The sequence below is a fragment of the Achromobacter sp. 01N37 genome (genome assembly GCF_056399725.1).
Genome location: NZ_JBFTRX010000023.1, coordinates 58536 through 71564, shown reverse-complemented (window position 1 = coordinate 71564; position 13029 = coordinate 58536). Strand labels below are relative to the sequence as shown.

Sequence of the window (13029 nt, the reverse complement as noted above, 5' to 3'; positions counted from 1 at the left end):
TTCATAGACCACGCCTTCGATGTCCGTCACCCAGATGTTTTCCAGCGGCAGACCCAGGTCCACCATCAGGTCCAGGCAAGCCAAGGCAGCGGCGCCCGCGCCCGAGGTCACAACCTTGACCTTCTTGATGTCTTTACCCACGACCTTCAGGCCGTTGATGAAGGCCGCCGACACGGTAATGGCGGTGCCGTGCTGGTCATCGTGGAAAACCGGGATCTTCATGCGTTCACGGAGCTTGCGCTCAACGGTGAAGCATTCGGGTGCCTTGATGTCTTCCAGGTTGATGCCGCCGAACGTGGCTTCCAGGCCGGCGATGATCTCGACCAGCTTGTCCGGATCGGTTTCGTTGATTTCGATGTCAAAAACATCCAGGCCGGCGAACTTCTTGAACAGCACCGCCTTGCCTTCCATGACGGGCTTGGACGCCAGCGCCCCGATATTGCCCAAACCCAGCACGGCCGTGCCGTTGGTGATCACGCCCACCAGGTTGCCGCGCGCCGTGTAGCGGTAGACATTGGACGGGTCCGCCACGATCTCTTCGCAGGCAGACGCCACGCCGGGCGAATACGCCAGCGCCAGGTCGCGCTGGTTGACGAGCGGCTTGGAGGCCACCACCGAAATCTTCCCCGGGGTGGGGAACTCGTGATAGTCCAGGGCTGCCTGGCGGTCGGATTGCGTGTTCATGGGGGCTTGTGCCTCGCTGTCTTGAAATATGGAAAAATTCTAGGCTCCAAGACATAAGGTGATCATTCGGATTTAATATCGTCCCATTACCCTAACCTTATGATCTGTCTATGACAGCCTTTGACCCGGATGCCGTCATCCGGAAACTGACCTCGCGCCTGAAGATGCGCCACCTGATGCTGCTCCTGCAAATCGAGCAGCATGGGTCGCTGACCCGGGTGGCGGAACATATGGCCACCAGCCAGCCCGCCGTGACGAACGCCCTGGCCGAACTGGAAAGCATGTTCGATGTGCCGCTGTTCGACCGCTCGGTGCGCGGCATGACCCCGACGCCGCTGGGCGCCGTCGTGCTGGCGCGCGCGCGCGGCCTGGTCCACGACCTGGGGCATCTGGTGCAGGAAATGGAAGCGGTAGCGGCCGGCCATGCCGCGCATCTGCACATCGGCGTCATCCCCTTCGTGTCGGGGCAGATGCTGTCGGCGGCCATCAGCCGCACGCTGCCGCAAGGGCGGCGCATCACCGCCACCATCCACGAAGGCCAGGGGCCGGCGCTGCTGCGCCAGCTGCGCGACCACACGCTGGACATCGTTGTCGGCTGGGCGACGCCATCGGTGGACCTGAGCAATATCGATTTTGAAGTGCTCTACCACCAGCAGCCCCGGCTGATCGCCAGCCGCCGTCTGGCTGCAAGGCTGGGGCGGTCTCGGCTGGAGTGGAACCGGCTGGCGGATCTGGACTGGATTCTCGGCACCCCGGGCAGCCCCATCCGCGAACAGGTGGCCGATATTTTCCTGCGCGCGGGGCTCGCGCCCCCGCCGCCCTCCGTGCAGAGCGATTCGTCCAAGCTGATTGGCGAAATGATCGTGGCAAGCGACCGCGCCGTGTCGATCCTGCCCGCCGATATCGCCGACGAACTGGTGCGCATTGCCGGTGCAGCCATCGTGCCGTATTCCTTTGACTGGACCTTGCCGCCAATTTCACTGTTCACGCGCGCGGACGGGTTGCGGCGCAATGTCGACGCCTTGTTCGCGTCGGCGCTGCGCGAGGTCTACACAAAAGGCGCGCGTCCCGGCAACTAGGCGGCTTGCGAAATTGCTAAGGATTGCAAGGGACGTGGCCACGGCGCCGCGCGCCCTCCTATACTTTCGGCGCCCCCGTATTACGCAGGAAGCACGTCGTTGTTCACCCCCATGCTCCCCCGCGCGACCCGCCGCGCGCTTGCCCTGATCGCCATCACCGCACTGACCGCCCTGTCCGGATGCAGCTCCCTGCTGAGCGAAGGCACGGGCGCCGGTGCGGGTATCGCCGGCACCGCGATCGCCAACAAAGTCACCGACAACCCCAACGTCGCCACCGGCATCGGCCTGGGTGTGCAGGCGGGCGCGAAAGCCGCGCTGGCCTACGCGCAACGCAAGACGCGCGGCGAAGAACAGGACGCCATCGCCAAGGCTGCCGGGCCGCTGGACGTGGGCGCGGTGGCACACTGGAATGTCAAGCACCAGCTCCCCATTGAAAGCGACGCGCAAGGCCAGGTCACCGTCAGCCGCTTGATTGGCGGCGTGGGGCTGGCTTGCAAGGAAGTCGTGTTTTCGATCGACACGCCCGCAGAGAAACCCGGCGCCGACCCGGTGCGCGAGTTCTACATCACGACAGTCTGCCGCGACGGCGAGCAATGGCGCTGGGCCAGCGCCGAGCCGGCCACGGCGCGTTGGGGGTCGTTGCAGTGATGCGCCGTGCTGGCTTGTTGGCGCTGGCCGCCTGCCTGGGGCTTAGCGGCTGCCAAAGCTCGTCGATTGGCGGCGCAGCGGGCGCGGTGGTGGGAACGGCCAGTGGCGCCGCCACCGCCAACCCGGTCGTGGGCTACGCCATCGGCGTAACGGTGCAAGCCGCGGTGGACGCCACCGTGAAATACGTGCTGCGCGAATGGAAGAACGATCAGCAAAACGTCATGGCCAATGCAGCCGGCGAATTGCCCATTGGCCAGGTGCGGCAATGGCAGATTCGCCACACGCTGCCCGTGGGCAATGAACGCGGCGGCATCCAGGTGGTGCGCGACATCGACACGGCGCTGACCCGCTGCCGCGAGGTGCTGTTCACGGTGGAACAGGACGACGCGCCCGCGCCCGCCTATACCAGCATGATCTGCCGGCAGCAGAGCGGGCAATGGAAATGGGCGGCGGCGGAGCCCGCCGTCGCACGCTGGAACGGCTTGCAGTAAGCCGCTTGATTGCGCCGGGAGAGTCAAGCGATACTGGCCGGGCATCCCGCTGCAATTGCCGCGTCGCCTTTGCCTCGCTTACCCGCCATGTCCTCAGGCCAATTCGTCATGCATCGCAGTGCGCTCGCCGGTGTGCAGGCCGTGGCCGCGCACAGCCGGCGCGCGTTCGGGCGGCACATGCATGACCAGTTCGGCATCGGCGTCATGTGCCAAGGCGCACAGGTATCGCACAGCGGGCGCGGACAGGTCGAGGCCGGCCCCGGCCACGTCATCACCGTCAACCCCGGTGAAATTCACGATGGCGCGCCGATCGGCGACGGCGCACGAGCCTGGCAGATGCTGTACCTGGACCCGGACGTGGTTGCGCAAGCCGTAGCCGAACTTTATGCCGACGGCGGCACGCCACCCACTTACGAATTCGAACACCCCGCCAGCGACCACCCTGGTTTGGCCCGCGATGTGCTGGCGCTTTACGCACATGCCACGCACGGCGCCGCGCCACTGGCCTGCGACGCGCTGCTGCTGCGCATTCTGATAAACGCGTGCAGCCCGACCGCGAGTGGGCGGCGGACGGAATACCTGCTCGGCATGCCCGATGCCATTCGTCATGCCCGCAGCCTGATCGACGACAATCCTGCCGCGTCGCTATCGCTGGCGGATCTTGCCACCGCAAGCGGACTTAGCCGCTACCAAGTGCTGCGCGCCTTTGCCCGCGCCACCAGCATGACGCCCCACGCGTACCAGATGCAGCGCCGCCTGCTGCGCGCGCGCCAGTTGATCCGCCATGGCATGACGCTGGCCGATGCCGCGGCCGCAAGCGGCTTTGCCGACCAAAGCCATATGACGCGGCTGTTCGTGCGCACCTATGGCGTGTCGCCCCGCCATTACGCACTGGCCGCGCGCTGAACGGCCCTGCGCTGCAATTTCGTTCAAGACTTGCCACCACCCTGCCCGCTAGGCTGCTTGCTTCTCAACCCTGATGGGGACCAAGCATGCGTGAAAAATGGCTGGGTTATGCCTGCCTGGCGGGGGCCATGATGCTGGTGGGCAGCACGGTGGTCGCCAGCAAAATCATTGCAGCGGGCCTGCCGCCTTTCACCGCGACGGCGCTGCGCTTTGCCATTGCGCTGCCTTGCTTCGCGGTGTTGATGGCCGCAACGGGCGCACGCCTGCCTCGGCTGGACCGGCGCGATTGGCTGCTGCTTGCCGCGCAAGCCATAGCCGGCAGCGTCGGCTACACCACCCTGTTGATCGCCGGGCTGCAGCGCGCCACGGCGGTGGACGGCGGCATCATTCTGGGAACGCTGCCATTGGTCACTGCCGGCATCGCGATCGTGCTGTTGGGGGAACGCCCGGGCAAGGCGACGTTGGCCGCGATTGCCGCAGCAGGCGTTGGCGTCTGGCTGATGATGCGCGATGCGGCAAGCGCCGGCGGCGCGTCTTCGTGGCTGGGCAACGCGCTGATACTGGGCGCGGTGCTGTGTGAGGGACTCTTCATATTGCTCAACAAGCGGCTGCGCACGCCCGTGCCAGCGCTGGCACTGTCGACGATCATGACGGCGCTGGGGCTCGCGTTTTCGGCGCTGGCCAGCGTAGCGGAATCCCCGTGGCGCCTGGACTTCTCAGGCGATGCGCTGATGGCCGTTGCCTACTATGCCGTGGTGCCCACGGTGGGCGGCTTCTTGCTTTGGTATGCCGGCGCAGCGCGGGTGAAAGGGTCGGAAGCGGCGCTGTTTACGGCGCTGGCGCCCGTGTCGGCCGTCTTGCTGGCAGCGGGTTTGCTCGGAGAAACCTTGGAAAGCGCGCAGCGCTGGGGCATGGCTTGCGTGCTGGGTGCGGTGCTGCTGTTGGGCGTAGCGAATCGATATGGCCATAAGCGGCCAGAGGCTGGTAGCTAGTGGCGGGCGTACGGCCATAAGCGGCCAGAGGCTAGTAGCTAGTGGCGGGCGGCTGATGACCGTCAGTTGATGACAGCCCGCCAGCCTTTAGCCACGGCTGAACGCCAGCGCGAACTCATCCGAAAAAATATCGGCCAGCGCGTGCCGCAACGCCGCGGCGCGCTCAATGCCGTAAGCCGCCTCAAAACGGCTTTGCGCATCTTTCCACAAGCGTTTGGATTCCGACAGCTTCGCGCGGCCCGCATCTGTCAGCGCCACGCGCCGGCTGCGGCCGTCGTGCTCATCGCGTGACATCTGCACATAGCCGTCGCGTTCCAACGGTTTCAGATTGTGCGCCAAGGCAGAGCGGTCTAGCACCAGCGCGCGCGCCAGGTCCGTCATGGACGGCGTGCCGGCGCGCGCGATATGAATCAGGATGGAATGCTGCGACACCTTCAAGCCGCAAGGCGCCAGCACCGTGTCATACAGCTGCGACACGCGCCGCGTCGCCTTGCGCAAGGCAGCGCCGTTGCAGACGAGCGGGTCCTGAACAAAAGCGGGGACGGGAGAATCAGCGGGGGGCATGACAGCGGGCACGGGCAAAGTGAAGGGAACAAGGTCATAACGCTACTGCCGCAACCGGCTCGCGTCCAGCCTCTTGTTGACAGATATTGGCATATGCACGTAAATTTTATCGCATTGCTTTTGCGTTTTGCCACCGGCCTTCCGCCCCACCCCGCGACCGTCCATTTCCACCCTCCTCCACCCTCTGCCACCGTCCATGTCAGCGACTCCCCCGCCACGCCCCGCCAATGCGCGCTTGCAGGCCATGCTTGAAGCGCCCATCGCCCCCACGCTGGCACGACTGGCGTGGCCCAACATCCTGATGATGTCGGCGCAGTCGGCCACGGGGCTGATCGAAACCTGGTTCCTGGCGCGGCTGGGCACATCCGTGCTGGCGGGCGTGGCGCTGGTGGTGCCGGTGCTGTTCCTGATGGGCAACATGTCGCAAGGCGCGATGGGCGGCGGCATCTCTGCGGCGGTGGCGCGCGCGTTGGGCGGCGGGCGGCAAGAAGAGGCTGATCAATTAGTGCTGCATGCCGTTGTGCTGAACGCCTTGCTGGGCTTGCTGTTTTGCGTGCTGTTGCTGGCCTTCGGGCCGCAGCTGTACCGCGCGTTGGGGGCCAAAGGCGAAGCGCTGGACGCCGCATTGGCGTACTCGAACGTCATCTTCGGCGGCATCGTGTTGATGTGGCTGATGAATGCTTTTGCCAGCGTCATCCGCGGCACCGGCAACATGCTGGTGCCAGGCGCGGTGATCTGTGGCGGCGCGCTGCTGCTGATTCCGCTATCGCCCTGCCTGATCTTCGGCTGGGGGCCGTTTCCTGCGCTGGGCGTTGCAGGTGGCGGCTGGGCGCTGGTCATCTACTACGGCGTGGGCGCGCTGATTCTGGGCGCGTACTGCGCCAGCGGCCGCAACCCGGCGCGGCTGGTCGCGAGCCGGCTGCACCTGAGCCTGATGCGCAGCATTCTTAGCGTGGGGGCATTGGCCACGCTGAACCCCTTGTTGACGAATGCGCTGGTGGCGCTGACCGCCGCGCTCGTCGGCGCGTACGCCGGCACCGCTGCGGTGGCGGGCTATGGCATCGCCGTGCGCCTGGAGTATTTGCTGATCCCCATCGCCTTCGGGCTGGGCGCGCCGATGGTGGCGATGGTGGCGTCCAACATCGGCGCGGGCCAACCCGAGCGCGCGATGAAAATTGCGTTAACGGGCGGCGCCATGGCCTTCGTGCTGGCCGAAGCCATCGGCCTGGCGGCGGCATTTTTTCCCGAGGCGTGGCTGCGCTTGTTCGGCGCCGAAGACCACATGCTGGAAGCAGGCGCCACCTACCTGCGCACGGTAGGCCCCGTGTACGGATTTTTCGCGATGGGGTTTTCGATGTACTTCGCCTCGCAAGGCGCGGGGCGGCTGAAGTGGCCGTTGCTGGCGGGCTTGCTGCGTCTGCTGATGGCCGTGGGCGCGGGTGGCGTCGCGCTGCATCTGACCGGGTCGCTGACGGTGTTCTTCCTGGTGGCGGCGGTGGCAATGAGCCTGTACGGGCTGATCATCCTGAGCGCTGTCGCGTCCGGCTCGTGGTTCGAACGCGGGCATCTGCGCCGGATTCGGCCTGGGGCGCAGACGTGACAGCAGCCGCGGCCCGCGCAGATGTGACGTCGGCTGCGGCCCGCGCAGACGTGACGGCGGCTGCGGCCCGAGCAGATGTGACGGCGGCCGCGGCCCGCGCCGCCGACGCCGGGGTCGCGGGCGCATCGCGCAACGCATACGACACGAGCTCGGCGGCGTAGGCCGGCAGCGGTTCGCGCACGCACAACACCAGATCGCGCGTGGCCCAATCATCGGCCAGCGCCACGCGTTGCACGCCAGCCGTCCGGCCATATCGCACCGCGGCCACGCGCGGCACAATCGCAATGCCCACGCCCTGCCCGACCATCCGGCACACGGCATCAAAGCTGCGTAAACGCACGCGGTACGACAACGGCTTCCCCGTGCGCCGCGCATGGTGCGCGATGTGCGCTTGAAGCGCGCTGCCTTCGACCAGCCCCACGAACTCCCCATCGGCCACGTCAGCCAGCGTCACGGCCGAGCTGCCTGCCAAGGGATGCCCGCGCGGCACGATCAATGTCAGCGGGTCATGGCGGAACGTGCGCGTGTGCAAGCCATGCAGGTCCGCCGAATCCGCCAGCACGCCGATGTCGCACATGCCTGCACGCAGCGCGTCAGCAATCTCATGGCTCGTGCGTTCTTCAAGATCGACCGACACGCGGGGGTGGTCCTTCAGAAACTCGCCCAGCACCGGCGGCAGGTATTCACTAAGCGCGGTGGTGTTGCACAACACACGAACGTGGCCTTTCAAGCCGAGTCCGTAGTGATCCAGTTCACCGCGCATGCGGTCCATCTGCCCCAGCACCAGCCGGGCGTGATGCGCCAGCGTACGCCCTGCCGGCGTCGGCGCCACGCCGCGATGCTCGCGCAGCAACAGCGGCACGCCCAGCGTGTCTTCCATGCCGCGTATGCGTTCGCTGGCAGACGCCAGCGTCATGTGGGAACGCTTGGCGCCCGCCGTGATGGAGCCCGTTTCCTGCACGTTCAGGAAGAGCCGGAGATCGGTCAGGTCGAATCGCATTCGGGCAGCGTAGCACGCCAGCCTCAGGCGCAACCATAGGCCCGCTACGCAAGATCCCGATACGGATTCGCGCGCATCGCGGCGCAGAATCCGGCTTTGGCATCTGCATACGAAGGGCAGGAAATGACGATCAGAAATCGATGCGAGCGCGCATCATGAACGCATTGAATTCGTTCAACGTGCTGCCCGACGGTACGCCGGAACTGCTGGCCATCACCGTGGCGGTGTTCGTGCTGGCCGGTCTGGTCAAGGGCGTGGTGGGCTTGGGTCTGCCCACCATATCCATGGCCATGCTGGCGCTGGTGATGGCGCCCGCGCAGGCCGCCGCGCTGCTCATCGTGCCGTCACTGATCACGAACTTGTGGCAAGCGCGGCCGTGGCCCACGCTGCTTCAGACCTTGCGCCGCATTGGCACGATGCAGGTGGGCGTCTGCATCGGGACGATTGCGGGCGCGCTGTGGCTGGGCGCGCCCAGCGGCCATTGGGCCAGCGTGTGTTTGGGGCTGGCGCTGGTGGCGTATGCGGCGTGGGGGGTGTTCGGCACGCCGCCCGCGGTTCCCGCCCGGCACGAAGGCGTGCTGGGCGCGGTGGTGGGCGCGATCACCGGTGTCATCACGGCCGCGACCGGCGTCTTCGTGATTCCCGCCGTGCCCTATTTACAGGCATTGAACTTGGGCAAGAACGGCTTGATTCAGGCGATCGGAATTTCGTTCACGGTATCCACCGTGGCGCTGGCTGCGGGCCTGTGGCTGAACGGCGGCTACAGCCCGGCCGCGGCAGGCGCGTCGGTGTTGATGTTGCTGCCCGCGTTGGCCGGCATGGCGCTGGGGCAGGCGCTGCGCGACAAGTTATCGGCGCGCACCTTCAAGCTGTGCTTCATGATCAGCCTGGCGCTGTTGGGCGCATACCAGGTGGTGCAAGGATGGCCGGGGTAAGCGCCGGCCATCGCGGCCCGCGCTGTGAATCGCTATCCGGTTGACGTTACGCAGCCAGCCGGCGTTCGTCGACAAAGCCGATGGACACCGACATCTCGCGCCAGCGCGCAAGCTCTTGTTGCACCGAATGAATCTTGCCGCGCGCTTGATCAAACGCGTCGCGTCCCAGGAACAAATGCAGCGGCGCGTACTGCGCCTCGGCCGCCTGGATCAACGCTTGCGCGGCCTTGACCGGGTCGGCGCCCGACTCACGCCGTTGCGGATCGCGCGTGGCTTGTTCTGGCGCGATGAAGTTGGGCGCTGTGGCGGTCGTCACCGCGGCGGTCGAAACCGCGGCGGTCGAAACCGCGGCCGTCGAAACCGCGGCGGTCGACACCGCGGCGCTGCCGAAGCGGCGATCGGATCTTGAGTCGGGCTGCATCGCGCCCGGGTACACCAACGACACGCGCACGCCCATCGGCGCCGCTTCCGCCGCCAGCGCTTCGGTCAAGCCTGCCACCGCGAACTTGCTGGCGCTGTAGGCGCCCCACTCCGCATGGCCGCCTTCAAAACCCAGAATCGACGACAGGTTGAACACGTGCCCGCCGCCTTGCGCCTGCATGCGCGGCAGCACGGCGCGGATCACGTTGAGCATGCCAAAGACATTGATGTCGAACGCGGCACGCACGTCGGCGTCGGGCAGTTGGCTTAACGCGCCTTGCGGTGCCACGCTGGCGTGGTTGACCACGACGTCTACACCGCCGAACGCGGCGACGGTAGCGTCCACCGCGCGGCGCACATTGCGTTCGTCCGCCAAGTCCACCGTCAGCGGCAAAAACTGGCCTTCAAGTTTGGCGCCCACGGCATCCAGCAAGGCATCGCCATCCCGGGACGTCGCCGCCACCTTGTGCCCCAAGTCCAGCAACAGCTTCACCAAGACCAGGCCCAAGCCTGCCGACGCGCCCGTCACCAACCAGATTTTTTCGGATTTCATGCGATTCCCTTCCCTTGCTTGCTGCTTGCCACCGCCGGCAAGATGCTTGGGCGGCGCGGCGGGAACCGATGCTTTCATCTCGACGGCATCGGCTCTGAGCCTGGTAGGGATATTAAGAATCGCGCGGCGATGCGTACAGGCTCGTTCTTGCGTGAAACCTGCCTATTTCTCCGATGATGTTTTGCGAGGCTTGGCGCGTCAGGCCAACCGCATCAACCCAAGGCGCTGCGATAGTGTTCGCTGTCAAAGCTCGGTGCGTTGCCGGCAACGGCAGACGCTGCTACGACGGGTTCATTGTCTGTCTGCACACCAAACAGCGAGAGTTCAGCGTTGACCAATGCGAGGATGAAATTTGCCATGTTGATTCCTTGAATAAAGCGTCCAGCTGACCCGCGTAATCGGCGCAGGTCTTATAGAGGACATGAACGCCATGGTGCGGGCCATGACGCCTGGCGTCCATTTGCTTTACTCAATGGGGTCGATAGCATTGGGCGGGCGATGGTGGCGCCAGCGCCGCAACTCTGCCTGAATTTCCGCCCGAGTCTCTGCCGGATTCACTGCCCAGGTCACTGTCCGAGTCACTGCCGGCATCACCGCCCGAAGCGCCGCCGCTGGCCCGTCTGCCTGACCGCTGCCACCAGCGCCTGCACGGCGGGTTGTGCGGATCGCAGGAACGCGTAGAAGCGCGTCATCGGCAATTCAGGCATCCCGTCGTCAAGCGACAAGGGGCGCAGCCCTTCGCGCAACTGGCTGCGTGCAACAGGCGCCACCGCGAAACCGGCCAGCGCCGCCGCAAGGCAGCCCGCCATGCTGCCGCTTTCGAAGGCGGGCGACCATTCCTGCTGGGCTTTACCCAGCGCGGTGATGGCCGCTTCGCGATACACGCAGGGTTCGGGAAACACCGCCAACGGCACGGGGCGCCCGGGCGTCCAGACCTTGTCCGCACCCCAAGCCCACACCAATTCCTCTTCCCAAAGCAGTTCGCCGTCGTCCTGCACGCGCTCGCATTGCTTGCCAAACACCACGTCGAGTTTGCCGCGCGCCTGCTGGCGCAGCAGGTCCGCCGTCACGCCCACCTTCAATTCAATGGACGCTTCCGGATGCCCGCGATGAAAGGCCGACAGCACCTCGGCCAGCCACGCCCCCGCAAAGTCCTCGGATGAGCCGACGCGCAATCGGCCCTTCAATCGCGTGCCGCTCAAGCGGGCGCGCGCCTCGCGTTCCAGATCGACGATGTTGCGGGCGTAGGCATACAGCGTCTCGCCCGCGGGCGTCACTTCAAAGCTGCGCGTGGTGCGCTCAAGCAGCGTCGCGCCCGCCAGCACTTCCAGCCGCTTGATGTGGCCGCTGACGGCAGACGGCGTCAACGACAGCGCGTCGGCGGCCAGCGCAAAGCCGCCGCAGTCCACCACTTCCAGAAACGTGCGCAGTAGCGTCAGGTCCAGCACGGCGCCGGTCGGCTCGTTCGGGGTATCCATCGTCCCACTTCCCTCTGTTCATGATTTGTTGATAATAGGCGCTTATTCATCAAGAATCATGACAAGCTCCGACGCTATCGTGACAGCACCGTCACCGAAAGAAGGAACCGCATCATGGCCGCCTACGCCCACGTCCAGACCCCCCTGCTGGATATCGCTTACCTGGAATGGAACCCCGCCGGGTCCCGCACCGCAGTATTGGTGCATGGTTGGCCGGACAGCCCTGAAGGCTGGATTCCCGTGGCCGAGCGCCTGTCGGCCGAGGGCTACCGCGTGCTGTGCCCTGCGTTGCGCGGGTTTGGGCCGACCCGCTTTCGTCATGCCGAAACGCCACGCAGCGGCGAACTGGCGGCGCTGGGCCGCGACCTGCTGGACTTCATTGATGCAATGGGCCTCCAACACCCCACGCTGGTCGGCCACGACTGGGGTGCGCGCGCCACAGCCAACGCCTGCGGCTTGCGTCCGGGCGTGGCCGCGCAGTTGGTACTGCTGTCGGTGGGATACGGCACGAACGACCCCAACCAGCCCCTGTCGCTGACGCAGGCCCGCAACTACTGGTATCACTGGTACATGGCCACGCCACGTGGCGCGGCCACCGTGCGCAACGACCGCCGCGCCTTCACCCGCATGATGTGGGACACCTGGTCGCCCGGCCCCTGGTACACGCCTGCGGAATTCGACGAGGCCGCCCGCGCCTTCGACAACCCTGATTGGGCCGACGTGGTGTTGCACTCCTACCGCCATCGCTGGGGCCACGCACCGGGTGATTCCGCCTACGACGCCGACAACGCTTTGCTGACGCCCGCCCCCGTGCTGACAGTGCCCACACTGGTGCTGCACGGCGGCGCCGACGCCTGCAACCAACCCGCCACATCGGAAGGCAAGGAAGGCTTTTTCAGCGGCGGCTACGAACGCCGCGTGCTGGACCGCGTGGGCCACTTTCCACAGCGGGAAGCGCCGCAAGCGGTGGCCGACGCGATCCTCAAGTTCTGCGCAAAAACGGATGCGTGAAGCCGTGTTGCACGCGGGGAGCGAACGCCGCCAGACAGGCTCTGCACCGCCCCCCCAACGCCGCCAAACAAGGCCCTACACCGTCCCCCCACAACGCCCCCGCGCCGTCCCACACGCCGCCCGCTGGGCAGCCCCGCCCGGAATGGCGGATAATCCGTCTGTTTCCCGCCGCCCCATGCGGCGGCTTTTCGTGGGCGCGTGGCGCCCGCCAGCATTCGGAGTCAGCTATGTATCGCGGTATTCAGGCGATTGAACAATTCATGGAATCCATCGGCCTGACCTGGCGCCCCGGCTCGACCGAAAGCGCCGAACTGCGCGTCAGCTACCGCATCGGCAACACCCGCCCGCTGGGCATCGACCGCACGCTGGTCGAATTCCATTGCGACGCCAAGCGCGCCAAGGTCTGGGTACCCGAATTTTCCCGCACCAGCTTCCACCAGTGGTTTGAAGTGCCGCTTCAGGACTTCGAATTCACCCCGGGCGGCTCGATGCTGAAGATCAAGGCAGCCGCGCGCGGCAACGCGCCTCCGTACAGCGTGGGCATCAAGCCGCTGGCTTGAATTTCGCCCCCCTGCCCACACAGCGCAGGGAGAGCGGGCCAGATTTGACTCGATCGGGTCAAATCTGGCCCGTTTTTTATTGTGGTTAATCAATGACTTAGAAAAATC

13 protein-coding genes and 2 pseudogenes are annotated in these 13029 nt (G+C 65.9%); 9 read left to right on the top strand and 6 right to left on the bottom strand.

Annotated elements, in window-relative coordinates; translation table 11 throughout:
- Positions 1-684, bottom strand: a pseudogene (locus tag AC1DSJ_RS29040) (NADP-dependent malic enzyme); the annotation flags it as partial.
- A 110-nt stretch (positions 685-794) separates the two neighbouring features.
- Here AC1DSJ_RS29040 and AC1DSJ_RS29035 point away from each other — a divergent pair.
- The 5 genes from AC1DSJ_RS29035 to AC1DSJ_RS29015 all read left to right on the top strand — a co-directional run bounded on the left by AC1DSJ_RS29035 (position 795) and on the right by AC1DSJ_RS29015 (position 4800).
- Positions 795-1763, top strand: a complete 969-nt coding sequence (locus tag AC1DSJ_RS29035) for a LysR substrate-binding domain-containing protein (RefSeq protein ID WP_054422664.1) — start codon at positions 795-797, stop codon at positions 1761-1763.
- 111 nt (positions 1764-1874) lie between these two features.
- Positions 1875-2411, top strand: coding sequence for a hypothetical protein (locus AC1DSJ_RS29030; protein ID WP_054422665.1), 537 nt, complete (start codon positions 1875-1877; stop codon positions 2409-2411).
- Entirely contained in the window at positions 2411-2902 is a 492-nt protein-coding gene (locus tag AC1DSJ_RS29025; protein ID WP_054423303.1) for a hypothetical protein, read from the top strand. Before AC1DSJ_RS29030 ends, AC1DSJ_RS29025 begins: the two co-directional genes overlap by 1 nt.
- An 87-nt stretch (positions 2903-2989) precedes the next feature.
- A complete protein-coding gene (locus tag AC1DSJ_RS29020; RefSeq protein WP_441372650.1) occupies positions 2990-3808 on the top strand; it encodes an AraC family transcriptional regulator in 819 nt (272 codons plus the stop codon).
- Between the two features lie 86 nt (positions 3809-3894).
- Positions 3895-4800: a DMT family transporter gene (locus AC1DSJ_RS29015; protein ID WP_441372651.1), complete on the top strand. Its 906-nt coding sequence runs from the start codon at positions 3895-3897 to the stop codon at positions 4798-4800.
- Between the two features lie 87 nt (positions 4801-4887).
- Here AC1DSJ_RS29015 and AC1DSJ_RS29010 read toward each other — a convergent pair whose 3' ends face one another.
- Entirely contained in the window at positions 4888-5364 is a 477-nt protein-coding gene (locus AC1DSJ_RS29010) for a MarR family winged helix-turn-helix transcriptional regulator (protein WP_054422668.1), read from the bottom strand.
- 196 nt (positions 5365-5560) lie between these two features.
- Between AC1DSJ_RS29010 and AC1DSJ_RS29005 the strand changes: the two genes are divergently transcribed.
- Positions 5561-6964, top strand: a complete 1404-nt coding sequence (locus AC1DSJ_RS29005; RefSeq protein WP_054422669.1) for an MATE family efflux transporter — start codon at positions 5561-5563, stop codon at positions 6962-6964.
- A gap of 118 nt (positions 6965-7082) precedes the next feature.
- Here AC1DSJ_RS29005 and AC1DSJ_RS29000 read toward each other — a convergent pair.
- Positions 7083-7964, bottom strand: a pseudogene (locus tag AC1DSJ_RS29000) (LysR substrate-binding domain-containing protein); the annotation flags it as partial.
- Positions 7965-8119: 155 nt separating this feature from the next.
- Between AC1DSJ_RS29000 and AC1DSJ_RS28995 the strand changes: the two are divergent.
- A complete protein-coding gene (locus AC1DSJ_RS28995; protein ID WP_441372652.1) occupies positions 8120-8899 on the top strand; it encodes a sulfite exporter TauE/SafE family protein in 780 nt (259 codons plus the stop codon).
- A 46-nt stretch (positions 8900-8945) separates the two neighbouring features.
- Here AC1DSJ_RS28995 and AC1DSJ_RS28990 read toward each other — a convergent pair whose 3' ends face one another.
- From AC1DSJ_RS28990 to AC1DSJ_RS28980, 3 genes are all read right to left on the bottom strand, one after another.
- Entirely contained in the window at positions 8946-9872 is a 927-nt protein-coding gene (locus AC1DSJ_RS28990) for an SDR family NAD(P)-dependent oxidoreductase (protein WP_441372653.1), read from the bottom strand.
- Between the two features lie 212 nt (positions 9873-10084).
- On the bottom strand, positions 10085-10231 hold the full coding sequence (locus tag AC1DSJ_RS28985) for a hypothetical protein (protein WP_175170094.1): 147 nt from the start codon (positions 10229-10231) through the stop codon (positions 10085-10087).
- A gap of 231 nt (positions 10232-10462) precedes the next feature.
- Positions 10463-11350 carry a LysR family transcriptional regulator gene (locus AC1DSJ_RS28980; RefSeq protein ID WP_054422671.1) on the bottom strand — a complete coding sequence of 296 codons (888 nt, stop codon included), beginning with the start codon at positions 11348-11350 and terminating at the stop codon, positions 10463-10465.
- Between the two features lie 114 nt (positions 11351-11464).
- Here AC1DSJ_RS28980 and AC1DSJ_RS28975 point away from each other — a divergent pair, with 114 nt between their 5' ends.
- Together AC1DSJ_RS28975 and AC1DSJ_RS28970 are read left to right on the top strand one after the other, a co-directional pair.
- Entirely contained in the window at positions 11465-12361 is an 897-nt protein-coding gene (locus AC1DSJ_RS28975) for an alpha/beta fold hydrolase (protein ID WP_441372654.1), read from the top strand.
- A 227-nt stretch (positions 12362-12588) separates the two neighbouring features.
- A complete protein-coding gene (locus AC1DSJ_RS28970; protein WP_054422673.1) occupies positions 12589-12921 on the top strand; it encodes a hypothetical protein in 333 nt (110 codons plus the stop codon).
- The last annotated feature ends 108 nt before the right edge of the window (positions 12922-13029 follow it).

Bases quoted from the DNA above. Each gene is read 5' to 3' on its own strand.
- AC1DSJ_RS29035 (WP_054422664.1), top strand. From the start codon at position 795: ATGACAGCCTTTGACCCGGATGCCGTCATCCGGAAACTGACCTCGCGC.
- AC1DSJ_RS29030 (WP_054422665.1), top strand. From the start codon at position 1,875: ATGCTCCCCCGCGCGACCCGCCGCGCGCTTGCCCTGATCGCCATCACC.
- AC1DSJ_RS29025 (WP_054423303.1), top strand. From the start codon at position 2,411: ATGCGCCGTGCTGGCTTGTTGGCGCTGGCCGCCTGCCTGGGGCTTAGC.
- AC1DSJ_RS29020 (WP_441372650.1), top strand. From the start codon at position 2,990: ATGTCCTCAGGCCAATTCGTCATGCATCGCAGTGCGCTCGCCGGTGTG.
- AC1DSJ_RS29015 (WP_441372651.1), top strand. From the start codon at position 3,895: ATGCGTGAAAAATGGCTGGGTTATGCCTGCCTGGCGGGGGCCATGATG.
- AC1DSJ_RS29010 (WP_054422668.1), bottom strand. From the start codon at position 5,364: ATGCCCCCCGCTGATTCTCCCGTCCCCGCTTTTGTTCAGGACCCGCTC.
- AC1DSJ_RS29005 (WP_054422669.1), top strand. From the start codon at position 5,561: ATGTCAGCGACTCCCCCGCCACGCCCCGCCAATGCGCGCTTGCAGGCC.
- AC1DSJ_RS28995 (WP_441372652.1), top strand. From the start codon at position 8,120: ATGAACGCATTGAATTCGTTCAACGTGCTGCCCGACGGTACGCCGGAA.
- AC1DSJ_RS28990 (WP_441372653.1), bottom strand. From the start codon at position 9,872: ATGAAATCCGAAAAAATCTGGTTGGTGACGGGCGCGTCGGCAGGCTTG.
- AC1DSJ_RS28985 (WP_175170094.1), bottom strand. From the start codon at position 10,231: ATGGCAAATTTCATCCTCGCATTGGTCAACGCTGAACTCTCGCTGTTT.
- AC1DSJ_RS28980 (WP_054422671.1), bottom strand. From the start codon at position 11,350: ATGGATACCCCGAACGAGCCGACCGGCGCCGTGCTGGACCTGACGCTA.
- AC1DSJ_RS28975 (WP_441372654.1), top strand. From the start codon at position 11,465: ATGGCCGCCTACGCCCACGTCCAGACCCCCCTGCTGGATATCGCTTAC.
- AC1DSJ_RS28970 (WP_054422673.1), top strand. From the start codon at position 12,589: ATGTATCGCGGTATTCAGGCGATTGAACAATTCATGGAATCCATCGGC.